Consider the following 23,751-nt stretch of genomic DNA (forward strand, 5'->3'; position numbering starts at 1 on the left):
TATAAAAATAATCAAACAATAAGGAGACTAAGAACATGTTAGAAAAAGTAAAAGAAATCGTAGCAGAAGGACTTGACGTAAACGCAGCAGACCTCACAGAGGAGACAACTTTTGAATCTCTTGGAGCAGATTCCCTTGATCTGATGGATATGGTTATGACATTTGAAGATGAATTTGGTGTGGAAATCGATACGGAAGCAATCGGTGATCTCAAGACAATCGGAAGTGTTGTAACATACATCGAAGGACTGAAAAAATAAGAATCGCAAAAACACAGACAGAAAGAGGTTGTAATATGAAAACAGAAGTAACCGAATTACTTGGAATCGAGTATCCGATCATCCAGGGCGGAATGGCCTGGGTTGCTGAGTATCATCTTGCGGCCGGCGTATCAAATGCCGGCGGGCTTGGGCTCATCGGGGCTGCAAGCGCCCCGGCTGAGTGGGTACGTGAACAGATCAGAGAAGCAAAAAAGCTGACTGATAAACCATTTGGAGTAAATATCATGCTGATAAGTCCTTATGCAGAGGACGTGGCAAAAGTAGTAGCGGAAGAAGGCGTAAAGGTTGTAACGACAGGCGCCGGAAGCCCGGAAAAATATATGAAAATGTGGAAAGAAGCAGGAATTAAAGTCATTCCGGTGGTTGCATCCGTTGCACTTGCAAGAAGAATGGAACGGTGCGGGGCAGATGCAGTTGTTGCGGAAGGATGTGAATCCGGAGGACACATCGGAGAAAATACGACTATGGTACTGGTTCCACAGATTGTAGACGCAGTGAAGATTCCGGTAATCGCAGCCGGAGGAATCGCAGATGGAAGAGGAATTGCGGCAGCATTTATGCTGGGAGCAAAAGCCGTACAGATGGGAACCCATTTTGTTGCGACCGAAGAATCTATCGTACATGAAAATTATAAAAATGCGATCATCAAAGCGAAGGACATTGATTCCAGAGTAACCGGAAGAAGCACAGGACATCCGGTAAGAGCACTTCGCAACCAAATGACGAAAAAATATCTGGACCTTGAGAAAAACGGTGCATCCTTTGAAGAACTTGAGCACCTTACACTTGGAGGCTTAAGAAAGGCCGTTGTAGACGGAGATGTGACAAACGGAAGCGTAATGGCGGGACAGAGTGCAGCCATGGTAAAAGAGATCATGAGCTGTAAAGACCTGATCCAAAAGCTGGTAAGTGAGACGGATGCACTGATTGGAGGCAAAGGATTTTATGAATAAAACAGCATTCATTTTCCCGGGACAGGGCGCGCAGAAGTGCGGTATGGGAAAAGATTTTTATGAAAACAGTGAACTTGCAAAAGAGATTTTTGATACAGCAACAGCAGAGCTGGGACTTGATATGACAAAGCTTTGCTTTGAAGAAAATGAGCAGCTGGATCAGACAGAATACACTCAGGCAGCCATGGTAACAGCCTGTCTTGCAATGACAGCCGAGATTGAAAAGAGAGGTCTTACACCGGATGTGACAGCCGGGCTCAGCCTTGGAGAGTACTGTGCGATCAGCGCAGCGGGAGGCATGCAGCCGAAAGACGCCATTTCTCTTGTGAGAAAAAGAGGGATTCTGATGCAGAATACCGTTCCGACAGGTGAAGGAGCCATGGCGGCAATCCTGGGACTGGATGGAGAAACGGTTGAAAAAGTGACGGAAGAAATTTCGGGTGCGTCTGTGGCAAATTATAACTGTCCGGGACAGATTGTAATTACAGGAAAGACCGCAGCGGTAGAAAAGGCAGCAGAGTCTTTAAAAGCAGCCGGAGCAAAAAGGGCGGTTCTGTTAAATGTAAGTGGTCCGTTCCACTCAAAGATGCTGGAAAGTGCAGGCGAAGAGCTTGCGAAGGAAATGGAGAAGAGAAATTTTGAACCACTTGCCATTCCTTATGTGACGAATGTTACGGCAAAATATGTGACGGATATCAAAGAGACAAAGGCACTTCTTGCAAAACAGATTTCTTCACCGGTACGATGGGAAGAAAGTGTGAGAACTATGATTGAAGATGGTGTAGACACTTTTGTGGAAATCGGACCGGGAAAAACACTCGCCGGATTTATGCGGCGTATCGACAAAGGTGTCAAAGTATATAATATCGGAACCTGGGAAGATATGGAAAAAGTAATTGCTGAACTGGTGTAAAAAACAGGCAATGGAAAGGAAAAGCATATGACAGACAGAGCAAATTTGGAAGGACAGATCGCGGTGGTTACCGGCGCGTCCCATGGAATTGGAAAGGCAATTGCGAAGGAGCTGGCTGCACAGGGAGCAACAGTTGTGATCAATTACAATGGTTCTGAAGCAAAAGCAGATGAAGTAAAACATGAAATTGTAGAAAAGGGTGGATGTGCCCAGTGTATGCAGTGCAATGTGGCAGATTACGAGGGATGTGAAGCATTTATAAAAGCAGTGATCGAGCAGTTTGGAAGAATCGATATTCTGGTAAATAATGCAGGGATCACAAAGGATGGTCTGCTGATGCGTATGAGTGAAGAAGATTTCTCCGATGTCATTGATGTCAATCTGAAAGGAACTTTCCATTGCATCCGTTTTGCATCCAGACAGATGATGAAGCAGAGAAGCGGAAAGATCATCAATCTTGCATCTGTAGTTGGAATCAGCGGAAATGCCGGTCAGGTAAACTATGCTGCATCTAAAGCAGGAATTATTGGAATGACCAAATCTGCGGCAAAAGAACTGGCATCCCGCGGAATCACGGTTAATGCGGTTGCACCGGGCTTCATTGAAACGGAGATGACAGAGGTTCTTTCCGATAAGCTCAAAGAAGAAATGAGAGGTCAGATCCCTCTTGCCAGAATGGGACAGCCAGAAGATGTCGCGAAGGCAGTGGCGTTTCTGGCGTCTGAGCATGCGAGTTACATTACGGGGCAGGTTCTGCAGGTCGATGGGGGGATGGTGATGTAAAAATGGTTGCAGAGAAGGTTGAGGGACAAACTGTACAAAAGATGTCCTTCAAATTCAGACTCGCAAACCATTCCGATGAGCCTCCTAAAACAAGGATTGTGTCAGCAAAGGCTTCCACAATCCTTTGAGTCTCATCTCCATTGCTCGAAAAATGAATTTGAATGACATCTTTTGTACAGTTTGTCATTCAACTTTGTCGAGAAAACCATTTTACATCCTTGAAGTAGTTCAATATACCAAGTGCGGATCGCGGAGGGGAAGAAATTGGTTTTAACTCGCATTTTGAGGGATAGGATTAATAACCTAAAAATACTTATAAGATGATAAATTTTATCAAAAAATGAAACAGTCAACAACACACCAAAAACGTTTCGTGGAAAACGCGTTTTAGCCAGTAGACTTGAGTCCGGCTCTGCACAAATATTCCTGTCGGCATTCTATTTTGTGCAATGGAGAGGAGACTCAAAGGATTATGGAAGCCTTTGCTGACATAATCCTTGGTTTCGGAGGCTCATCGGAATGGTTTGCACAACTTGAATGCCGACAGGAATATTTGTGCAGAGTCGAACACAACCTACATTTCCCGCATTTTCCACCAAAGGAGGCAATATGAAGCGCAGAGTTGTTATTACGGGGCTTGGAGCGATTACCCCGATTGGTAATACAGTAGAAGAATTCTGGAACGGTATCAAAAATGGAACCGTAGGAATCGGTCCGATCACAAAATTTGATACAACCGAATATAAAGTGAAGATCGCAGCGGAAGTCAAGGACTTTGTTGCAAAGAAACGGATGGATTTCAAGGCATCGAAGAGAATGGAAACATTTTCCCAGTATGCGGTTGCAGCGGCGAAGGAAGCGTGTGCGGATGCGGGATTTGAAATTGAAAAAGAGGATCCGTACCGTTGTGGCGTGATCATCGGTTCAGGAATTGGAAGCCTGCAGCAGATCGAGAAACAGTACACGACAATCCTGGAAAAGGGACCGGGAAGGGTAGCACCACTGATGGTTCCGATGATGATTTCCAATATGGCAGCCGGAAATGTATCGATCCAGCTTGGGCTTAAAGGAAAGTGCACAAATGTCGTTACAGCATGTGCAACGGGAACCAATTGTATCGGGGATGCGCTTCGTGCCATTCAGTACGGAGATGCGGACGTAATGTTTGCAGGTGGTACGGAAAGCTGTATCTGTCCGACGGGGATTGCCGGATTTACCGCACTTACCGCACTTACTACCAGAGAAGATCCACTGCGTGCATCAATTCCATTTGATAAAGACAGAAGTGGGTTTGTTCTTGGAGAAGGAGCCGGTGTGGTGGTTCTGGAAGAGCTGGAGCATGCGAGAGCAAGAGGCGCAAAGATTTACGCAGAGCTTGCAGGTTACGGGGCAACCGGAGATGCTTACCATATCACTTCCCCGGCAGAAGACGGAAGCGGTGCGGCAAAGGCGATGGAGCTTGCGATGGAAGAGGGCAGCGTGACGCCGGAAGAAGTGCAGTACATTAATGCACACGGAACCAGCACGCACCACAATGATCTGTTTGAAACCTATGCGATTAAGAAAGCATTCGGCGATGCGGCAAAGGATGTGGTTGTGAATTCAACGAAATCCATGATCGGTCATCTTCTTGGTGCGGCAGGTGCGGTAGAGTGTATCGTTACTGTAAAATCTATTCAGGATGGATTTATCCATCAGACCGTTGGAACAAGGGAATGTGATGAAGAATGTGATCTGAACTATGCAGTTGGCGCACCGGTCGAAAAAGAGATCAAATGTGCGCTCACCAATTCCCTTGGATTTGGCGGACACAATGCAACCCTTCTTTTGAAGAAGTATGAAGGATAGAGGTAGAAGGATGGAATTAGAAAATCTGGTAAAACTGATTCAGACCGTTTCAGATTCGGACCTGACAGGATTTCAGTATGAAGAAAACGGTGTGAAATTGAAAATACAGAAAGAAAAAGAACAGATGGTTGTCAGTACAGGGGCAGCACAGCTGACGACAGTACAAAACGTGCCAGGAGCGCAGAGTAATGCAGTATCGGCACTGAAGTCGGAGGATGGACCGGAAAAAGGGAAAGAAGCAGAAGGGCAGCTGATCAAATCCCCTCTGGTTGGAACCTTTTATGCAGCACCGTCGGAAGAGGCAGCACCATTTGTGGCAGTTGGCGATCATGTGGCAAAAGGACAGACGGTTGCCATCGTAGAGGCGATGAAGCTGATGAATGATATTGAGTGTGATTTTGACGGTGTGGTATCGGAAGTACTCGTGAAAAATGGAGAAACTGTGGAATACGGACAGCCGTTATTCCGAATCGCATAGCTGGATGGAGGGCGAAAAGCATGAAACATTTGGGAATCAAGGAAATTCAGAAAATCATTCCGCACAGACATCCGTTTTTGCTGGTAGATTATATCGAAGATTACGAGCCGGGGGAATATGCAGTTGGCTATAAATGTGTGACTTACAGAGAGGACTTTTTTGCCGGACATTTTCCACAGGAGCCGGTGATGCCGGGAGTGCTGATCGTAGAAGCACTGGCGCAGGTCGGTGCAGTAGCGGTTCTGATGCAGGAAGAAAATAAAGGAAAGCTCGGTTATTTTGGTGGGATTAAGAACTGCAAGTTCCGCAGAAAAGTTGTTCCGGGTGACAAGTTAAAACTGGAAGCAAGAATTATTCGTCAGAAGGGACCACTGGTAATCGGAGAAGCTGTTGCATCAGTGGATGGAGAAGTTGCAGTAAAGGCAGAGTTGTCTCTGATGATCGGGAAGGCGGAAACAGATGATTAAGAAAGTATTGATCGCAAACCGTGGAGAGATCGCAGTTCGGATCATCCGTGCCTGCCGGGAAATGGGGATCGAGACGGTTGCAGTTTATTCAGAAGCAGATAAAGAAGCATTGCATACACAGCTTGCAGATGAAGCAATCTGTATTGGACCTGCACCATCTTCGGAAAGCTATCTGAATATGGAGCAGATCATCAGCGCGACCATCGTGTCGGGAGCAGATGCGATCCATCCGGGATTTGGTTTCCTTTCTGAAAATACGAAATTTGCAGAGCTTTGTGAGAAGTGCAACATCATTTTTATTGGACCGGATTCGAAAGTGATCAGCAGGCTTGGAAATAAATCCGAGGCGAGAAATACCATGGCAAATGCCGGGGTTCCGATCATTCCGGGAAGCCGGGAAGCGATTTATGATGCAGAAAAAGGAAAAGAAGTTGCAAGAGAGATCGGCTATCCGGTGATCGTAAAGGCGGCTCTCGGCGGAGGCGGAAAAGGAATGCGTGTGGCGGAAAATGAAGCCGGATTTGACATGGCATTCCGTACTGCACAGAAAGAGACCAAGGCAGCTTTTGGAGATGACACTATGTACATCGAGCATTTTGTGCAGCATCCGAAGCACATTGAATTTCAGATCATGGCGGATAAGTATGGAAATGTGGTGCATTTAGGAGAACGGGACTGTTCGGTGCAGAGAAATCATCAGAAGATGATCGAAGAATCCCCATGTGCCGTGATTTCGGATGAGCTTCGCCGGAGAATGGGCGAAGCAGCAGTAAAAGCGGCAAAGGCAGCGCATTACGAAAATGCAGGAACCATTGAATTTCTGCTGGAAAAGAGTGGAAAATTTTATTTTATGGAAATGAATACCAGAATCCAGGTGGAGCATCCGGTCACAGAATGGGTGACGGGGATCGATCTGATCAAGGAACAGATCCGGATCGCAGACGGTCAGCGGCTTTCCTTTACGCAGGAAGATGTAAAACTGACCGGTCATGCCATTGAGTGCAGGATCAATGCGGAAAATCCGGAAAAGAATTTCCGTCCGTGTCCGGGAACGATCACCGATATGTACCTTCCGGGAGGAAAGGGTGTGCGGATTGATTCAGCAATTTACAGTGGATACACCGTACCGCCATATTATGATAATATGCTGGCAAAGCTGATCGTATTTGCAAAGAACCGTACTGAAGCGATCCGGAAGATGCAGAGTGCACTTGGTGAGGTAATTATAGAAGGCATTGATACCAATGTGGATTATCAATATGATATTTTGCATGATTCAAAGTATCAGGCAGGAGATTTTGATATTGAATTTATTGCCGAAAAAGAAGCAAAGAATCGGCAAGGTTAGCTCTACAAAAGCGGAGGTAAAGCAATTTGAAACTGTCAAATATGTTTAAAAAAACAAGCAGAAGAGGGTATATATCTCTTGGCGAAGGAAAGCCTGCCCATATGGCACCGGAAGTTCCGGAGGGACTTCTGAAAAAATGTAACGTTTGCAAATCTGCCATTCTGACAGAAGATGTGAAGAATGGATATTATATTTGTCCAAAATGTCAGAATTATTTCCGTGTGCATGCGATGCACCGGATTGAAATGGTAGCAGATGCGGGCACCTTTGAAGAGTGGGACAAGGGACTGACTTCAGGAAATCCGCTGCATTATAAAGGCTATGAAGAAAAGGTAGAAGCACTGCAGGAAAAGACCGGGCTTGATGAGGCGGTTGTAACCGGAAAAGCAAGGATCGCGGGAAATGAAGTAGTTCTTGCAGTCTGTGACGGGCGGTTTATGATGGCGAGCATGGGAAAGGTGGTCGGCGAAAAGATTACCCGTGCAGTAGAAAAGGCAACCAGTGAGAGGATTCCGATTATTATATTTGCCTGTTCAGGAGGCGCCAGAATGCAGGAGGGGATCCACTCTCTGATGCAGATGGCAAAGACTTCAGCGGCACTGAAAAGACACCATGATGCAGGCTGTTTATATGTAAGTGTGCTGACCGATCCGACAACCGGCGGGGTAACGGCAAGTTTTGCCATGCTTGGAGATATCATTCTTGCCGAGCCGGGGGCGCTGATCGGTTTTGCGGGTCCGCGTGTGATTGAACAGACCATAGGGCAGAAGCTTCCGAAAGGATTCCAGAGGGCAGAATTTCTTCAGGAGCACGGATTTGTGGATCAGATTGTGGAGCGTCCGCGTCTTAGGGAGACACTGGCGGAAATTGTAGCAATGCATAAGCAGGGTACATACGATTTGCCAGAAGTAGAAGAAAAGGAAACACAGGCGGTACAGAGGAATCTGACACCATGGGAACGGGTGCAGTTATCCAGAGACAAGGCTCGTCCGGTAGGTGCGGAGTACATTGAAGAATTATTTACAGATTTTATGGAATTTCATGGAGACCGTTATTACCAGGATGATAAGGCGATCATTGGCGGGATTGCAAGATTTCACGGAATGCCGGTGACGGTGATCGCGCAGGCAAAGGGTCGCACGACAAAAGAAAATATCGAGCGTAACTTTGGAATGCCGTCACCGGACGGATACCGCAAAGCCCTTCGTCTGATGAAACAGGCAGAGAAATTTAACCGTCCGGTCATCTGTTTTGTAGATACGCCGGGAGCGTTCTGTGGGCTGGAAGCAGAAGAGAGAGGACAGGGTGAGGCAATCGCAAGAAATTTATTTGAGATGTCAAATCTTCAGGTTCCGATCCTGTCAGTTGTGATCGGAGAAGGTGGAAGCGGGGGAGCTCTTGCGATGGCAACTTCAGATGAAGTGTGGCTTCTTGAAAATTCGATTTACTCCATTCTTTCGCCGGAAGGATTTGCAAGTATCCTGTGGAAGGACAGCAGCCGCGCAAAAGAGGCGGCAGGTGTGATGAAGCTGACAGCAGATCGTCTCCTGAAAGCCGGTATCGTAGAACGGGTGATTCCGGAGCCGGAAAACTTCAATCTGGAAACATTTACAGAAGTGACAGATCCGATGGATGATTATATCAGTATTTTTTTGAAAAAATATGGTGCAATGACAAAGGAAGAACTTACCGAAAAGCGGTATGACAGATTCCGCAGGATGTAATAGAAAGAGGAGAAGAAAAATGAAAGGATTACCGGAACTTGTGATTGGTGATTTGAAAGTAAAAAGACCGGTCATTCAAGGGGGAATGGGAGTCGGTGTGAGCCTTGGGCAGCTTGCCGGAGCGGTTGCAAAAGAAGGTGGAGTCGGGATCATCTCAACCGCACAGATCGGATTTCGTGAACCGGATTTTGAAACGAATACAAGGGCGGCAAATATCCGTGCAATTGGATCTGAATTTCAAAGAGCAAGAGAGACGGCTCCGGATGGCGTGATCGGATTTAATATCATGGTTGCACTGAAGGATTATGACGAGCATGTGAAAGCAGCAGTGGACGCCGGAGCAGATCTGATCGTATCCGGGGCAGGGCTTCCAATCGAGCTGCCGGGACTTGTGGAGGGCAGCAGTACCAAGATCGCTCCGATCGTATCGACTGAAAAATCGGCGAAAGTTATCTTAAAATACTGGGATAAAAAATTTTCCAGAACCGCAGACCTGGTTGTGATCGAGGGCCCCAAAGCCGGAGGACATCTGGGGTTTGACCGGGAGCAGCTGGAAACTTACACACAGGAAAGCTATGATAATGAAATCGAGAGGATCATGGCAGTGGTCAGAAGGTACGCCCAAAAATATCAGGTGCATATCCCGGTGGCAGTAGCCGGAGGAATTTCGGATAAAGATGCGGCAGAGCATGCCTTTTCATTAGGAGCAGATGCAGTCCAGGCGGCAACAAGATTTGTCACGACATGGGAGTGCGATGCGGATCTTAGTTACAAGCAGAGTTATCTGAATGCGAAGAAAGAGGATGTCATTCTGGTGAAAAGTCCGGTTGGAATGCCGGGAAGGGCAATTAAGAATCCATTTATCAGTCATGTAATGGCAGGAGAGAGGGTGAAGCCTAAGAGATGTCTTGGGTGTCTGAAAAACTGTAACCCGGCGGAAGTGCCATACTGTATCACGGAAGCGCTGATCAAAGCGGCAAAAGGTGAGATTGGGGAGGCACTTCTGTTCTGCGGAGCGGATGTGTGGAAAGCAGAAAAAATAGAAACTGTGAAAGAAGTGATTGATTCTTTGTTAGGTGACTGTGTATAATTGAACTAGAAAAAGACACAGCAAGGAGAAGAAGGGGAATTGGACGCATACGAAAGCATCAATAAGATATTGGTACATCTTTTTAATGATATATGGGAATTAGAAGAAAAGGCAGTGATCACAGAAGAATTCAAGGATCTGACGAATAACGATATGCATATTATTGAAGCAATCGGACTTGGGACCGGGAATAATATGTCCACGATCGCGAAGAAGCTCGGAATCACGGTCGGATCACTGACAACTTCGATGAACAGTCTGGTCAATAAAAAGTATGCAGTCCGCCACCGGAGCGAAGAAGACCGGAGGATCGTCAATATCCAGCTGACGGAAAAAGGGGAGAAGGCATATCATCATCATGCGAATTTTCATAAGAAGATGGTAGAAGCTGTTGTTGAGACGCTGGATGAAGAAGAGATTCCGGTTCTGACAAAGGCACTGGACAATCTGTATCAGTTTTTTAAGACGTATAACGGTTAAAATGAAAAATCCTCTGTCACTCTTTCATTAGAAAGGGCAGGCAGAGGATTTTTGGATTCTCCGGCTATACATGGATCCGGTCTAATACTTCTCCGATCGGCTCATGGATCGTCAGAGTTGCGCCTACATCACGGGCAGTTGCATCCTTGTTGATGAGTACCAGATATTTGCCGTGGAAATAATCGATAAATCCGGCAGCAGGGTAGACTACAAGAGAAGTACCGCCGATGATCAGCATATCTGCTTCTGAGATGGCGCGGATACTTTTCTGGATAATCTGATTATCCAGTCCTTCTTCGTAGAGAACTACATCCGGGCGGATAGTTCCGCCGCAATCGCAGGTTGGGATTCCTTTCGATTCTTTTACAAAACGTGCACTGTACTGCTTTTTGCAACGCATGCAGTAATTGCGGTGGATACTTCCATGAAGCTCCAGTACATTTTTGCTTCCGGCAGCCTGGTGGAGTCCGTCGATATTCTGTGTGATAACGGCGGTCAGCTTTCCGGCGGCTTCCAGCTCGGCAAGCTTCAGATGTGCTTTATTTGGTTTCGCATCAAGGAACATCATTTTCTCTTTATAAAAATCATAAAATTCTTCCGTATGCTGCATGAAAAAGCTGTGGCTTACAATCTGCTCCGGTGAGTAGCGGTACTTTTGTTTGTAGAGTCCGTCTGCACTCCTGAAGTCCGGAATATTACTCTCGGTAGAGACGCCGGCACCGCCGAAAAAGACGATTCGGTTGCTCTCGTTAATCATGTCCTGTAACTGTCTGATCTTGTCCATAATTTGATAACCTCTTTTCCTGGAAAATCAAAACCTGTCTTTTTAATCACAGTATACCAAATGAAACGAAAAAAGAGAATAAAATAAAAAAATTCCTTGTCCCAAAAACATGCACCGAGTATACTATAAAGTATTGGATTGTGGAAAATTGGGGAAATCTGCAGACAAAATACATATGTCAAGGAGAGCGTAATATGAAAATGTCAAATATGAGGAATCTGTGTCTGATTTTATTGGGGAATACAGTATATGCACTTGCAATTGTAATGTTTATCCTGCCGAATGATATCATTACCGGAGGGACCACGGGGCTTGGAATTGCCGTGAATCATTATTTTGGATTACAGATCCATACATTTGTACTGATCTTCAACACACTGATGTTTCTTCTGGGGGCTGCAGTGCTTGGTATGAAATTTGCACTTACTACACTGGTCAGTACGTTTTATTATCCGATCATTCTGGGAATACTGGAGAATGTTCCGGTATTACAGAACGTCACAGACGATAAGATGCTTTCAACGATCTGTGGAGGTCTGATGATCGGACTTGGAATCGGAGTTGTTATAAGATGCGGAGCATCAACAGGAGGTATGGATATCCCGCCGCTGGTACTGAATAAGAAATTCGGACTTCCGGTATCTGTTATGCTCTATGTATTTGATTTTGCGATTCTGATCTTCCAGATGGTATTTACCAATAAAGAAGAGATCATCTATGGTATCCTTCTGGTATTGATTTACACGGTGATGCTGGATAAAGTGCTTCTGATGGGATCGACCAGAACACAGGTCAAGATCATTTCCGGAGAGTATGAGAAGCTGAACCATCTGATCCAGGAGAAGCTTGACCGAGGAACTACACTGGTCTACACGCAGACCGGTTATTTGAGAAAGGATCAGCCGATGATCCTTACCGTTGTGTCTAACCGTGAATTGATGCGGCTGAACCAGATCGTGCAGGAGACAGATCCGCAGGCATTTATGATCATTGGCAATGTAAATGAGGTCAGAGGACGGGGATTTTCAACACAGAAAGTATATAAAAACGAAGTGGGCATGAATGAATAAACAAGAGCTTGAGAATGAGGAAGTAAGACAGGAAGAGAAAAAAACAAAGAAGAAAAAGGTCCGGAAAAAGAAGACCATGTTTGGGCATATCCGCAGTATCATCAGTATTCTTCTGGTTGTGGGAATTATCGGAGGAAGCTACTGGTATTACGCATTTCAGTACAGAGCCGAGGTGGAGCCGGAGACAAACCGGAAGGTGACGAATACGGATTCCGTTTATACGATGGAGCAGTATCTGAAAACGCTGAAGCGCAACCAGACTGTTTATAAGTACGCGTGCGATGAAGCCGAAGTGGACAATGACTACGGGACTTATGTTGTGCCTGGACTGAAGTCAACAAGGACGCTGAAAGTAAAAGGGGACGGAGAAGCAGAAGTCTGCACATCCATGACACCACAGGGACTTGCATTTACAGAGGATTATATTCTGGTCAGTGCTTATTGTAAGACAAAGGCACATGATTCGGTGATCTATGTGATCGACAAAGAAAGCAGACGGTTTGTGAAAGAGATTGTGCTGAACACCAAAGCCCATGTGGGCGGAATGGCATACGATACGATGAACCAGATCCTGTGGGTGACAGGACAGGGTTCCACCTGGGCGCAGGCAAATGCGATCACACTGTCTCATCTGGAAAATTATTCCTTTGATGACGGATATCATCCGATTGAATTCGATATGTCTTACAACCTTTATAAGATCAAGAGGGCGTCATTTATGACGTATCATGACGGCGCATTGTTTGTCGGATTCTTTACACAGGATAATGCCAGTGTCATTGAAAAATATCTGATCAATGCAGACGGCACCTTGTATGAAAAAGAAGACATGAACCTGAAACGGACGGTCGGCGTGACGGAGCCGGTTGCCTATGCGGTCAGTATGCAGGTAATTTCCGGTAAGGTGCAGGGAATGGCATTTTACAACAATAAGATCTTGCTTACCCGATCCTGGGGGATCCTGCCATCGGAGGTACAGATCTTCAACTATTCCAGATATGGAATCTTGTCAACCTCCGAAGCTTATAAGACGATCAAGTTTCCGGAGAGGCTGGAACAGATCTATCAGGACGGTGGCAGCATTTATGCACTTTTCGAGTCGGGGGCTTATGCCTACCGGATGTCATCCATTAACCGAATTGACCGTGTTGTGAAGCTGAAAGGAAGCAAACTGGTAAAATAAAGACTGAAATCCATGAAATCTGCTTGAATCGGAAGTAGATTTATGGTAAAATACATGAGTGGTTTAACCATCAGGAGGTGTGATTAGTAATGGAAATTTTAAAAACAGTACTTTTAATTTTATTTGCAATAGATTGTATCGCATTGACAGTAATCGTATTGATGCAGGAAGGTAAGTCAGCAGGTCTTGGGACAATCGCAGGTATGGCAGATTCTTATTGGGGACAGAACAAAGGACGTTCTATGGAAGGCGCACTTGTTAAGTCTACCAAGTTTTTAGCAATTCTGTTTATTGTACTTGCAGCAGTCCTGAACCTGAAAGTTTTTGCATAACGAATGATTGAAAGAAGATGAGGAACACTCTATAGTATCTATAGGGTGTTCCTTTTTTGACAGGAGAAGAGATGGACGAATTATTTGAAAAAAGAAAGATAATTATTTATGAATTTATCTGTGACGAATTTTATGTGCCGATGAAGCTGAAAGAGTTGTCGATGCTGCTTCAGGTCCCGAAAGATCAGAAAGGGGAACTCAAAGCTGTCATGGACAGCCTGGAAAAAGAAGGCAAGGTACATGTCACACAGAAAGGAAAATACATCAAAGGTGAGGCAAAGCAGCTGCGTGGAATGTTCCAGGCAAACGCGAGAGGCTTCGGCTTTGTCACTGTGGAAGGTGAGAGCGAAGATATCTTTATCTCAGAAGATGATATGAACGGTGCCATGCAGGGAGATGAGGTAGAGGTTGTCATCACCAAAGCACCGGAAGGAAAGCGAAGAGAAGGAAAGATCACGAAAATCGTACAGAGGGGAACCCAGCGGATCGTCGGCTATTATCAGAGCCGGAAGAATTTCGGATTCGTTGTGCCGGATAATGAGCGTTTCCTGCAGGATATCTTCGTACCGGCAGAGCGCTCTAAAGGAGCTGTGACCGGGCATAAGGTTGTGGTAGAGCTGACCTCTTATGGGGAGAATGGAAAGAAGCCGGAAGGAAAGATTGTAGAGATCCTGGGGCATGTGACCGATCCGGGAGTTGATATTTTGTCGATTGTCAAAGGATATGATCTGCCAACCGAATTTCCGGAGAAGGTACTGAATCAGGCAGAGCGTGTGGCAAAGGCAGTGACGACCGCTGATATGGCAGGACGTAAGGACGTGCGGAGCTGGCAGACCGTGACGATCGACGGCGAGGATGCGAAGGATCTGGATGATGCGATCACTCTGACAAAAGAGGGAGACCGTTATATTCTGGGCGTGCATATCGCTGATGTGACCAATTATGTGCAGGAGAACAGCGCTCTTGACCGGGAAGCACTGAAAAGAGGTACCAGTGTCTATCTGGCAGACCGTGTGATCCCGATGCTGCCAAGAGTTCTGTCTAATGGAATGTGTTCATTAAACGCAGGCGAGGACCGGCTGGCACTGAGCTGTATCATGACCATTGATGTGAAGGGAAATGTAGTCGATCACCAGATTGCAGAAACTGTGGTAAATGTGGATGAACGCATGAGCTATACCAGTGTGAAAAAGATTCTTGAGGATCGGGATGAGGCAGAATGCGAACGATATCATGATCTGATCCCGATGTTTGAACTGATGAAAGAACTGTCACACATTTTGAGAGAAAGACGCCACAGAAGAGGGGCAATCGACTTTGATTTTCCGGAGGCAAAGATTATTTTAAATGAAAGCGGTGAGCCGGTGGATATTAAGGCTTACGACCGCAACGTGGCAACGAAGATCATCGAGGATTTTATGCTTGTTGCAAATGAGACGGTTGCAGAGGATTATTTCTGGCAGGAGATTCCATTCTTATACCGTGTGCATGAAACACCGGATGATGATAAGATGAAGAAACTTGTGACATTTTTGCAGAATTTCGGATATACCATGCATATGCAGGGAGGACAGGAGATCCGTCCAAAGGAAGTCCAGAAGCTTCTGGATAAGATCGAGGGGACTCCGGAAGAAGTCATGATCTCAAGGCTTGCACTCCGTTCGATGAAGCAGGCGAGATATTCGCCGGATAATGACGGACATTTCGGACTTGCGACCCAGTATTATACGCATTTTACTTCACCGATCCGGCGCTATCCGGATCTGCAGATCCACCGGATCATCAAAGATAATCTTCGAGGCAGGATGAACGATGCAAAGAGGCATCATTATGAAAAAATCCTGCCGGAGGTGGCGATGGAGACAAGCTCCTTAGAGCGCCGTGCGGATGAGGCAGAGAGAGAGACGCTGAAGCTGAAGAAGGTACAGTATATGCGGAATTTCTTCGGACAGGAATTTGAAGGAGTTATTTCGGGTATCACGAAGTGGGGAATCTATGTAGAGCTTCCGAATACCGTAGAAGGTCTGGTGCATGTTACCAATATGACGGACGATCATTATGATTACGACGAAGAACATTATCAGATGATCGGTTCCCATCACAGAAAGACCTACAAGCTGGGGCAGAAGGTGCGTGTGAAGATGATCGATTGTGATGAGATATCAAGAACCATTGATTTTAGACTTGTAAAGGAAAGAAAAGAGGAGAGAGAAGATGGCTAAGGCAAAAGCGCAGGGCAAGATGATTGCGAACAATAAAAAGGCGTATCATGACTATTTTATCCTGGATACTTATGAGGCGGGAATTGCACTTGCAGGTACGGAAGTAAAATCCCTCCGCATGGGAAAATGCAGCATCAAAGAATCCTTTATCCGTATTGAGGATGGGGAAGTGTTCATCTATGGAATGCATATCAGCCCATACGAAAAGGGAAATATTTTCAATAAAGATCCTCTGCGTGTGAGAAAGCTCCTTCTTCACAAATCGGAGATTAACAAACTGATCGGTAAGACAAAGGAAAAAGGAATGGCGATCGTGCCACTGAAGGTGTATTTCAGCAAGAGTCTTGTCAAAGTAGAGATCGGACTGGCAAAAGGTAAAAAACTATACGATAAGCGTGATGATATCGCGAAAAAAGACCAGAAGCGTGAGGCAGAAAGAGAATTCAAGATCCGCAATTTCGGATAAAACAAAACTGTCCCCTTGAAAAAAGTGAAAATTGTATATTTTTACAGAGACAGTGACGCGGTACAATGTTCAATAACCTGATGAATCAATGTACTATAGTGTTTCACAAGGAATAAGAAAGGATGGGACAGACTATGAAAACAAATTCAACCGTTATGAAAATTGCACAGACAGCGCTGTTTGCTGCACTTTGCTACGTAATCTTTACGTATCTGCAGATTAAAATACCGATGCCGGGAGGAGATGCAACATCAATCCATCTTGGAAATGCGTTTTGTGTGCTTGCCGCACTTCTTTTGGGCGGCTGGTACGGCGGACTTGCAGGAGCGATCGGAATGGGAATCGCGGATGTGATGGATCCGATCTATATTACCGGAGCACCGAAGACATTTATCCTGAAGCTCTGCATCGGACTGATCACAGGACTTGTAGCGCATAAGATCGCAAAGATCAATGAAAGTACCGATAAGAAATACATTTTCAAATGGAGCCTGCTGGCATCTGTAGCCGGACTTGCATTTAATGTCATTGCAGATCCGATCGTCGGATACTTTTACAAACAGTACATTCTGGGACAGCCGCAGCAGATGGCAGAGGTTCTTGCAAAATGGAGCGCAGCTGCTACCTTTGTAAATGCAATCCTTTCTACAATCGTTGTAGTGATCATCTACAATGCACTGCGACCGGCACTTGCAAAGAGCGGAATGCTGAAAGTGGGGAAGACAAAAGAAGCGTAAAATGACAGATTGAGTAAATTATATGCGGAGATGCCTTGACATGAGCTTGGATGTCCGCATATAATATATAGAGCAAATGGGAGGGCAGAAGGTTGACTTCTGAACGGATCTTGTTTGCAGAAGCGTATTTTTGATGATACGGCTTCCAAGAACCAGGGCTTGTACTGGTTTCGACGGGGGCACGGAAGTCAAGGAAGCCATCCGTAGCGGGACACTACGTTAAAAGTTCCAACTAAATATAAACGCAGACGAAAATTTAGCGTACGCTGCCTAGTTGCAGCAGTCGGCCTTGAGTCTCTCATCGCTTAAGTAACCGGCTTCGACCAGATGAGGCACTTCGTTTCCAAAGCTTTGAGGGAATGGAAGAATTTATGAAGCTACTAAAGTAAGCAGCCTGTTGTTCGGCGGCTTATGGAGGAAATGTCAAAAGAATGACTGTGATGGGAGATGCCTTTATGGAAGAGCTTTCGGACAGGGGTTCGATTCCCCTCAGGTCCATACCTGTAAAACCGCTGAAAATGAGATGATTCAGCGGTTTTTGAATATGATGAGTCAAAATGAGGAGAGAGCTTTTTGCTCTCTCCTCATTTATCATATACTCTGCATTTAACAATATCGGTCTCTCTTTTTCTGCAACTGATTTTCCAATGGAACGATGTTTACATATTCGGCATGATTCTCTTCGATGCATGTCCTGACGGCATCAATGTCATCCGGATGGATCAGAAGCGCCATTCCGCAGGCAGCTTTGCCGTCAGTGTCACGCGGGGCAGGTGCAATACGGTTAGGAAGGCCTTGCTTATCCAGAAGCTCATGGAGCATCATGCCCTGTGTGTGATTGTCAAAGAGAATATAATAGCGGATATGTTTATTTTTTTCTTCCATTTTACTGATTCAGCATCTCCACAAATGCTCCGATTCTTGTACGAAGCTGTTCAGCATCTTTATCGGTGTAATCTGTTTCCAGAGAGAGTACCGGAATATTTTTCGCCTTCAGTGCTTCAGAAACTGCAAGTTTTTCTGTGTCGTACAGGCAGCAGAACATCAGACTGCAGTCGATGACGCCGTCCACCTGATATTCGTCGACCATACGGAGAATATCGTCGATACGTCCCGTATTTGGTGTGAAGCATGCACAGTTTGTCTTCATGTAACGTTTGGACAGATTCATGAACTGTTCATCCAGTGTTTCACCGGATTCGTCTACAAGATTTTCAAAATATCTTGTTCCTGTACACATCTCTTCGCAGACAACAGCAGCGCCGCTTGTCTCGATGATGTTATGTAATTTCCAGTTCGGAACTGCAAGAGGCGTTCCTGTGATCAGGATACGTTTTGTGCCTTCTGGTACAACAGATACACCATCCTTGATTCGTTGTTCCAGTTCGTCAGCCAGACGGTTACACATCTGGGCGCAGCGTACCGGATCATCGAAGAAGGAAATCTGGGTCATGAGCAGAGCATCTCGTCCGGAAATCGGCAGACATTTTGATTTTCTGCAGTCATAAACTCTCTGAAGAGCTTTACGTTTCTCATTGCAGATATTGATCGCTTCCGCAAGGTTTTCCGGTGTGATTTTGTTTCCGGTAAATTCTTCTACAATCTTTGCAAAATCTGTAATTTCTTCTTTCCATTTGATAATATCTTTTTCACGCTTCATCTGTGGAACGTCCATAATATGCATTGGAACGTCTTTTCCAAGGATTTCGTAAGCTTTCTTCTTGCCGTCGCAGGTAGTTTCCCCGATATACATATCTGCGATACGGAAGAATGGGCAGGTGCGTCCAAGTCTTGCTCCTACAGAAGCTTTTACAAGCGGACAGACATTTTTCGGAAGGACTTTTTCGCCGTCCGGAACCCAGAACTGGGAACCGCCGCAAAGTCCGGTTACGATACCATTTGCAGCGATGATTACTTCATCCGGTACATAAACGCAGAATGTTCCGAATACTTTACGTCCTTTTTTCTGCTCTTCAAGTAATTCAGCCGGGCGGATACCGTGAACCTCAGCAATGACCATATCCCAGAAATCCATTGCTTTCGGACGGTTTTCCTGTGTCATAAATACATCCCCAACTGCTGTCGGAAGAACCTGACAGAGATTGTCATGATTTTTGACATCCATCCCAAGGTCTTCCCACATTTTTTCATAATCAGCCATTTCATTTCCTCCTTTTATACAATGACGATTTGTTAGTATTCATATATTTTGTCGCTATCCATATAAAATATTGTACAAAATGACGAATGAGTTAGTCAATGCATATGGTGAAATGTGTAAAATAACTATAAATAGGACGATATATAGAAAAAATGAATTATTGAAATACGTTTTACGTATAACCATGCAAATGTGGAATGTTGAAACTATAAAATCCTTATGATATACTGAGACAACAGATTAACGTATAGAATAGAAATTGAAGAAAACAAATTTATTAAAAATTAAAATATAAAGACTGAGGTGGAAGAGTATGCTGGAGACCGAAAGATTAATATTGAGAAAATGGACAGAGGAAGATGCGGAGAGTCTGTTTGAATATGCAAAAGATCCGGAGATCGGACCTGCTGCAGGATGGCCGCCGCATAAGAGTGTGGAGGAAAGCAGAGCTGTCATCAAAAATGTATTTGATGGAGCAGAGTGCTACGCAATCTGTGAAAAGGAAAAGAATATTGCGATAGGTGCTGTGGAACTGAAACTGAATGGATACACGAATAAAACAAAGCGTGACGATGAGTGCGAGCTTGGATATTGGCTTGGACAGCCATTCTGGGGAAGAGGCTATATGCCGGAAGCTTCCAGAGAGTTATTGAGACATGGATTTGAAGATCTTGGCATGACAACAATCTGGTGTGCTTATTATGATGGCAATCTGAAATCAAAAAGAGTGCAGGAAAAGCTGGGATTTGTTTATCATCATACCTGTAATGAAGTTCCTGTGCCGCTTTTACATGAGGTGCGGGTCGAGCATACGAATGTTATGACAAAAGAGCATTGGGAAGAAATCTACAGGTAATGGTCTGGAAAGCAGGAAGTAAGGGGGAGATATGCTGACGGAAAAAGAGAAAATCTGTAAAAAAACTAAAAAAAGTATTGACATTTGTAGAAAATAATAGTAGACTAAACAAGTCGCATAAATGTGATGAGGGATCATAGCTCAGCTGGGAGAGCATCTGCCTTACAAGCAGAGGGTCATAGGTTCGAGCCCTATTGGTCCCACTACAACATAAGTTGTAAATTTCATATGGCGGGATAGCTCAGTTGGCTAGAGCACGCGGTTCATACCCGCGGTGTCGCTGGTTCAAATCCAGTTCCCGCTACTTACGAAGGAGTCCTTGTGTGAGGGCTTCTTTTTTTACATAGCAGAAAGTTTTACATTATCTAACGTCTTAGAACTTCTACATATACAATAACGAATATCCCCACAACCAATAACCTTGAACGTCAGTTGCATGAAGACTGGTGTCACAGCCTTATTCGTCAAATAACTTTTATCTATTCCCTCATGCCATTATTTTCCTTGCACCCTCTCACAAAATGAATTATCCTAAAATGGAACACAAATTGCGAAAAACAGGAGGACATAGAACATGGCAAAGATCGATCATGCAGCAATTAGAACGGCGTCTTATGAGGATGCGCAGAAATTCTTTGAAGATGTATTTGAAATGCATATGTGGAGAGAAATCGGTGAAAAGCCGGAAAGAAAATGCTGGTACGAAGAAGGAATCCAGCTCTGTGAAAGGGAAGAAATCGATACAGAAGGAGAAAATGGTTACGACCATATTTCAATTGCTGTAGATTCTGTGGAAGAGACAATGGAAAAGATTAAAGTCTATCCGGTAAAAGAAATCAATGACCACTGGTTTTCATTGCCGAATGGAACGAAAATAGAATTAAAACTTCTGGAAAACTGGAAAGTAAATAAGTAAGATCCGGAAGAGATTATTTTCGGGCAGGTGAAACAATATGCGAAAGATCAGTAAGGAATTATATTTGACGGGGCAGATCTTTCTGAGATAAGAAAAAGATAGAGTACGTTTATAAGAAAGGAGATTCTTTAAGACGTATTCTATCTTTTTGCTTATGCCTTTAATAAAGTGTCAATCAGCCGAGATGCTTCACTGCGCGTGATCGTATCCGGATTCCATTCCGGTACTTTTTTCTTCTGGCTGCACAGTCTCTGTAAAAGTGCAACCTGTTTTGCTGTGGCAGGCTGCACTTTTTTTATTTTGTATGTAAGCTGCTGTGGCTTGAAAAGAGAAGGATCCTCATTTTCGAAATAGTGTGCCAATGTCTGATACAGTTTTGCTGTGGCAAGCGCATCATAGTAGGCGCGGTGCGCAGCTTTATTTTCAATCTGGTAGTATTCACACAGACTGGAGAGACTTTTGGAGGGAAGTGATTTTAAGGTGCGCTGGGCGATCTTAAATGTGTCGATTCCAAATTTTTCAAAAGTAAGTCCTAAATTGGAAGCACCTGATTTCATGAAGCTGTAATCAAAGCCTACATTGTGGCCGATCAGGACATCATCTTCACAGAATTCAAGAAAATCACTGATCACAGCATCGGCAGGTCTGGCATTTGCAACCATTTCATTCGTAATGCCGGTGAGATTCGTGATCATCGGGGAAATCTCTTCCTGTGGATGAATGAATTCCATAAAACGTTCGGCAACCTTTCCGTCACGGACTTTCAGTGCTCCGATTTCAATAATTTCATTATATAGTGGGTCAAGCCCGGTTGTTTCCAGGTCAAAACAGACATAGGATTTTAGCATTTCAAAACCTCCGTTTCTGAAATCCTATTTTAACAGATGCGAGGAGAAAGTGCCATAGTTTTCTTGATACAAATCTCTCCGGATGGTAAGATACAGGTATATTTGCCGGTGTAAAAGAATTTTGACAGGCAAAAATGCCATTTGTAAAAGATGTTTGATAGACTTTTGGTGTTCTATATGGAATGATGTCCGTGAAAGGAAGAAACAGGAATTATGGAAATAGGGAAGAAACTAAAAAATGCACGGATAGAAGCCGGGCTTACCCAGGAGAAGGCTGCAGAGAAAATCGATGTTTCCCGCCAGACTATTTCCAATTGGGAAAATGAAAAATCGTATCCAGATATTATCAGTGTCATTGCACTTAGTGAACTATATTCCGTAAGTCTTGATGAACTGTTGAAAGGAGATCAGAAGATGGCAGAACATCTGGAAGAGAGTACAAATGTTGTAAAAAGCAACAAAAAACTGACTGGAGCAATTCTTTTAAATATTATACTGATGATACTGTTGATTGCGCTGAACATGCTGTTGCCGGAAGGAACCTATTATCTGGTAATTGTATTTTGTGTGGTAATCATGAGTTCATCGGCATTGCTTTATCAGATTATCAAACGGATTTAGGAGGCAGATTATTATGGGATGGAATCAAATAGCAGCAGTAGCAAGCGGAGCAATTGCGTTGGTAGGAGCAATCTGCACCGCATGGCAGATTTATCAGATGACGGTATCAGATGCAAAAGCAAGAGGCTTAAAGCACCCGAAATTCTGGGGATTTTGGGCGATGAATGGAAATAATTCAAGTGGACTGATTCTTTATCTGATCGGTAGAAGAAAATATCCGGTCCAGAATATGAGCATCGAAGATCAGGAAAAGATTGAAACAAGAAAAAAGGCAGCAGGAGCTGCGCTTGTGTTTATGACACTTGGGGCGATTGGATTTGTGATCAATATCATGCGGATTTATATTTAATGAAGAATACGAAGAGCGGTATAGACGTTAAAAATCTATACCGCTTTTTCCAGTTCTTTTTGCATATCGATAACTTTTTCATAGATTGCATTAGCAAGTGCAGCGTGACCGGCTGCATCCAGATGCTCGCGATCTGTGGTGCTTGGAGATGCAAATGCGGAGGCATCCAGAAATGCTGCATGATGCAGAAGTGCCACTTTGTGATATTCTTCAGCAAGCTTTTTTGAAACTTCTACGGATTTTTCATCAAATTCCGGATCAAAGCCAGGATCGCCAACACCTTCACCCAGATGAATCGGTGAAATGACGAGGAGATCAAAAGGCTGGGAAGCGTTTTTTCGGGCTTTTTGGATGACTTGAGCCAATCCTTTGGCAATGGTTCCTGCGGACGCATTGTATCTTGTTTTGCAGTCGTTGGTTCCGAGCATAACGATAAGGAGATCGATGGGGTTATGCATTTCCATCGTGACACCGATCAGATCAAGTCCACGACGTCCCTCACGAAGATCATCCTGAAATACAGTGGTTCTTCCACAAAGACCTTCTTCGATCACACGGTGGTCAGCACCCAGCTTCTTCTGAAGCAGACTGGTCCATCGGGTGTCGGTGTCAAATCTGCCGGTTCCGTCCGGTTTGTAGCCATATGTGTTTGAGTCGCCAAAGCATAAGATGTTCATTCTGTGTCACTCCTTTATAAACCTACTAAATTGATATGTTATATATGATAAATGAGATTGTTGGAAAAGTCAAGAGGTAAAATTGTATTGGAAAGGTTTCGGAAAGGTTTTGAAATTTACCTGGATTTTAATTTACATCTGTATAAAGCAAAGATATACTAATG

The 23,751-nt window shown here is 44.5% G+C and carries 26 protein-coding genes, 2 tRNA genes and 1 other RNA gene; 24 read left to right on the top strand and 5 right to left on the bottom strand.

Going from position 1 to position 23,751, the window contains the following annotated elements; translation table 11 throughout:
- Positions 1-35: 35 nt before the first annotated feature.
- The 11 genes from AB5213_RS07600 (at position 36) to AB5213_RS07650 (ending at position 10,365) form a co-directional block, all read left to right on the top strand.
- Positions 36-260, top strand: coding sequence for an acyl carrier protein (locus AB5213_RS07600; protein WP_008372743.1), 225 nt, complete (start codon positions 36-38; stop codon positions 258-260).
- 35 nt (positions 261-295) lie between these two features.
- Positions 296-1,234: an enoyl-[acyl-carrier-protein] reductase FabK gene (fabK, locus tag AB5213_RS07605; protein WP_008372744.1), complete on the top strand. Its 939-nt coding sequence runs from the start codon at positions 296-298 to the stop codon at positions 1,232-1,234.
- Complete coding sequence (fabD, locus tag AB5213_RS07610; protein WP_173685665.1) at positions 1,227-2,147, top strand: ACP S-malonyltransferase; 921 nt, start codon at positions 1,227-1,229, stop codon at positions 2,145-2,147. The genes fabK and fabD overlap by 8 nt, the downstream gene beginning before the upstream one ends.
- 27 nt (positions 2,148-2,174) lie before the next feature.
- Positions 2,175-2,930, top strand: a complete 756-nt coding sequence (gene fabG / locus AB5213_RS07615) for a 3-oxoacyl-[acyl-carrier-protein] reductase (RefSeq protein ID WP_368276562.1) — start codon at positions 2,175-2,177, stop codon at positions 2,928-2,930.
- Between the two features lie 609 nt (positions 2,931-3,539).
- Positions 3,540-4,778, top strand: coding sequence for a beta-ketoacyl-ACP synthase II (fabF, locus tag AB5213_RS07620; RefSeq protein ID WP_173685664.1), 1,239 nt, complete (start codon positions 3,540-3,542; stop codon positions 4,776-4,778).
- A gap of 10 nt (positions 4,779-4,788) precedes the next feature.
- Complete coding sequence (gene accB / locus AB5213_RS07625; protein ID WP_117557683.1) at positions 4,789-5,256, top strand: acetyl-CoA carboxylase biotin carboxyl carrier protein; 468 nt, start codon at positions 4,789-4,791, stop codon at positions 5,254-5,256.
- A gap of 20 nt (positions 5,257-5,276) precedes the next feature.
- Complete coding sequence (fabZ, locus tag AB5213_RS07630; RefSeq protein WP_008372752.1) at positions 5,277-5,723, top strand: 3-hydroxyacyl-ACP dehydratase FabZ; 447 nt, start codon at positions 5,277-5,279, stop codon at positions 5,721-5,723.
- Complete coding sequence (locus tag AB5213_RS07635) at positions 5,716-7,071, top strand: acetyl-CoA carboxylase biotin carboxylase subunit (protein ID WP_173685663.1); 1,356 nt, start codon at positions 5,716-5,718, stop codon at positions 7,069-7,071. Before fabZ ends, AB5213_RS07635 begins: the two co-directional genes overlap by 8 nt.
- A 41-nt stretch (positions 7,072-7,112) precedes the next feature.
- Positions 7,113-8,795, top strand: a complete 1,683-nt coding sequence (locus tag AB5213_RS07640; protein WP_055261816.1) for an acetyl-CoA carboxylase carboxyl transferase subunit — start codon at positions 7,113-7,115, stop codon at positions 8,793-8,795.
- 19 nt (positions 8,796-8,814) lie between these two features.
- Positions 8,815-9,885 (top strand): NAD(P)H-dependent flavin oxidoreductase, encoded by a 1,071-nt coding sequence (locus AB5213_RS07645; RefSeq protein WP_368276563.1) that lies wholly within the window; start codon positions 8,815-8,817, stop codon positions 9,883-9,885.
- Between the two features lie 39 nt (positions 9,886-9,924).
- Positions 9,925-10,365 carry a MarR family winged helix-turn-helix transcriptional regulator gene (locus tag AB5213_RS07650; protein WP_008372762.1) on the top strand — a complete coding sequence of 147 codons (441 nt, stop codon included), beginning with the start codon at positions 9,925-9,927 and terminating at the stop codon, positions 10,363-10,365.
- 64 nt (positions 10,366-10,429) lie between these two features.
- Here the strand turns inward: AB5213_RS07650 and AB5213_RS07655 are convergent, their stop codons facing one another.
- Positions 10,430-11,149: an NAD-dependent protein deacylase gene (locus AB5213_RS07655; protein ID WP_022220145.1), complete on the bottom strand. Its 720-nt coding sequence runs from the start codon at positions 11,147-11,149 to the stop codon at positions 10,430-10,432.
- A gap of 194 nt (positions 11,150-11,343) precedes the next feature.
- Between AB5213_RS07655 and AB5213_RS07660 the strand changes: the two genes are divergently transcribed.
- The 7 genes from AB5213_RS07660 to ssrA all read left to right on the top strand — a co-directional run bounded on the left by AB5213_RS07660 (position 11,344) and on the right by ssrA (position 17,660).
- A complete protein-coding gene (locus tag AB5213_RS07660) occupies positions 11,344-12,219 on the top strand; it encodes a YitT family protein (protein ID WP_022220144.1) in 876 nt (291 codons plus the stop codon).
- Positions 12,212-13,402 carry a YncE family protein gene (locus AB5213_RS07665; protein WP_008372774.1) on the top strand — a complete coding sequence of 397 codons (1,191 nt, stop codon included), beginning with the start codon at positions 12,212-12,214 and terminating at the stop codon, positions 13,400-13,402. Before AB5213_RS07660 ends, AB5213_RS07665 begins: the two co-directional genes overlap by 8 nt.
- 89 nt (positions 13,403-13,491) lie before the next feature.
- Positions 13,492-13,734, top strand: a complete 243-nt coding sequence (secG, locus tag AB5213_RS07670; RefSeq protein ID WP_008372776.1) for a preprotein translocase subunit SecG — start codon at positions 13,492-13,494, stop codon at positions 13,732-13,734.
- 71 nt (positions 13,735-13,805) lie between these two features.
- Positions 13,806-15,956, top strand: coding sequence for a ribonuclease R (gene rnr / locus AB5213_RS07675; RefSeq protein WP_368276564.1), 2,151 nt, complete (start codon positions 13,806-13,808; stop codon positions 15,954-15,956).
- Positions 15,949-16,422, top strand: coding sequence for an SsrA-binding protein SmpB (smpB, locus tag AB5213_RS07680; RefSeq protein ID WP_055156322.1), 474 nt, complete (start codon positions 15,949-15,951; stop codon positions 16,420-16,422). Before rnr ends, smpB begins: the two co-directional genes overlap by 8 nt.
- A 134-nt stretch (positions 16,423-16,556) precedes the next feature.
- On the top strand, positions 16,557-17,159 hold the full coding sequence (locus AB5213_RS07685) for an ECF transporter S component (protein ID WP_055261818.1): 603 nt from the start codon (positions 16,557-16,559) through the stop codon (positions 17,157-17,159).
- Positions 17,160-17,314: 155 nt separating this feature from the next.
- Positions 17,315-17,660, top strand: a transfer-messenger RNA (tmRNA) gene (gene ssrA, locus AB5213_RS07690).
- A 105-nt stretch (positions 17,661-17,765) separates the two neighbouring features.
- Here ssrA and AB5213_RS07695 read toward each other — a convergent pair.
- Both AB5213_RS07695 and AB5213_RS07700 read right to left on the bottom strand, forming a co-directional pair.
- Entirely contained in the window at positions 17,766-18,044 is a 279-nt protein-coding gene (locus AB5213_RS07695) for a DUF3343 domain-containing protein (protein WP_055156326.1), read from the bottom strand.
- Between the two features lies 1 nt (position 18,045).
- Entirely contained in the window at positions 18,046-19,320 is a 1,275-nt protein-coding gene (locus AB5213_RS07700) for a double-cubane-cluster-containing anaerobic reductase (protein ID WP_368276565.1), read from the bottom strand.
- Positions 19,321-19,633: 313 nt separating this feature from the next.
- On the opposite strand from AB5213_RS07700, the gene AB5213_RS07705 reads away from it, so the two are divergent.
- From AB5213_RS07705 to AB5213_RS07720, 4 genes are all read left to right on the top strand, one after another.
- Positions 19,634-20,176 (top strand): GNAT family N-acetyltransferase, encoded by a 543-nt coding sequence (locus AB5213_RS07705; protein WP_173825388.1) that lies wholly within the window; start codon positions 19,634-19,636, stop codon positions 20,174-20,176.
- A gap of 130 nt (positions 20,177-20,306) precedes the next feature.
- Positions 20,307-20,379 (top strand) — tRNA-Val (locus tag AB5213_RS07710).
- Positions 20,380-20,406: 27 nt separating this feature from the next.
- A tRNA-Met gene (locus AB5213_RS07715) sits at positions 20,407-20,480 on the top strand.
- A gap of 270 nt (positions 20,481-20,750) precedes the next feature.
- The gene (locus tag AB5213_RS07720; protein ID WP_022220136.1) at positions 20,751-21,092 is read left to right on the top strand and encodes a VOC family protein; all 342 of its coding nucleotides are present in this window, start codon (positions 20,751-20,753) and stop codon (positions 21,090-21,092) included.
- Between the two features lie 152 nt (positions 21,093-21,244).
- Here AB5213_RS07720 and AB5213_RS07725 read toward each other — a convergent pair whose 3' ends face one another.
- Positions 21,245-21,940: a PolC-type DNA polymerase III gene (locus tag AB5213_RS07725; RefSeq protein ID WP_055261782.1), complete on the bottom strand. Its 696-nt coding sequence runs from the start codon at positions 21,938-21,940 to the stop codon at positions 21,245-21,247.
- A 213-nt stretch (positions 21,941-22,153) separates the two neighbouring features.
- On the opposite strand from AB5213_RS07725, the gene AB5213_RS07730 reads away from it, so the two are divergent.
- Both AB5213_RS07730 and AB5213_RS07735 read left to right on the top strand, forming a co-directional pair.
- A complete protein-coding gene (locus AB5213_RS07730) occupies positions 22,154-22,561 on the top strand; it encodes a helix-turn-helix domain-containing protein (protein ID WP_368276566.1) in 408 nt (135 codons plus the stop codon).
- A 13-nt stretch (positions 22,562-22,574) separates the two neighbouring features.
- Positions 22,575-22,910: a hypothetical protein gene (locus AB5213_RS07735; RefSeq protein WP_055261784.1), complete on the top strand. Its 336-nt coding sequence runs from the start codon at positions 22,575-22,577 to the stop codon at positions 22,908-22,910.
- A 35-nt stretch (positions 22,911-22,945) separates the two neighbouring features.
- Here AB5213_RS07735 and AB5213_RS07740 read toward each other — a convergent pair whose 3' ends face one another.
- Positions 22,946-23,587, bottom strand: a complete 642-nt coding sequence (locus tag AB5213_RS07740; RefSeq protein WP_270223630.1) for a GDSL-type esterase/lipase family protein — start codon at positions 23,585-23,587, stop codon at positions 22,946-22,948.
- Between the last annotated feature and the right edge of the window lie 164 nt (positions 23,588-23,751).

Origin of the sequence: Coprococcus sp. RTP21204st1_G4_RTP21204_210225 (assembly GCF_040915385.1) — a bacterium.
Lineage (GTDB): Bacteria > Bacillota > Clostridia > Lachnospirales > Lachnospiraceae > Allocoprococcus > Allocoprococcus comes.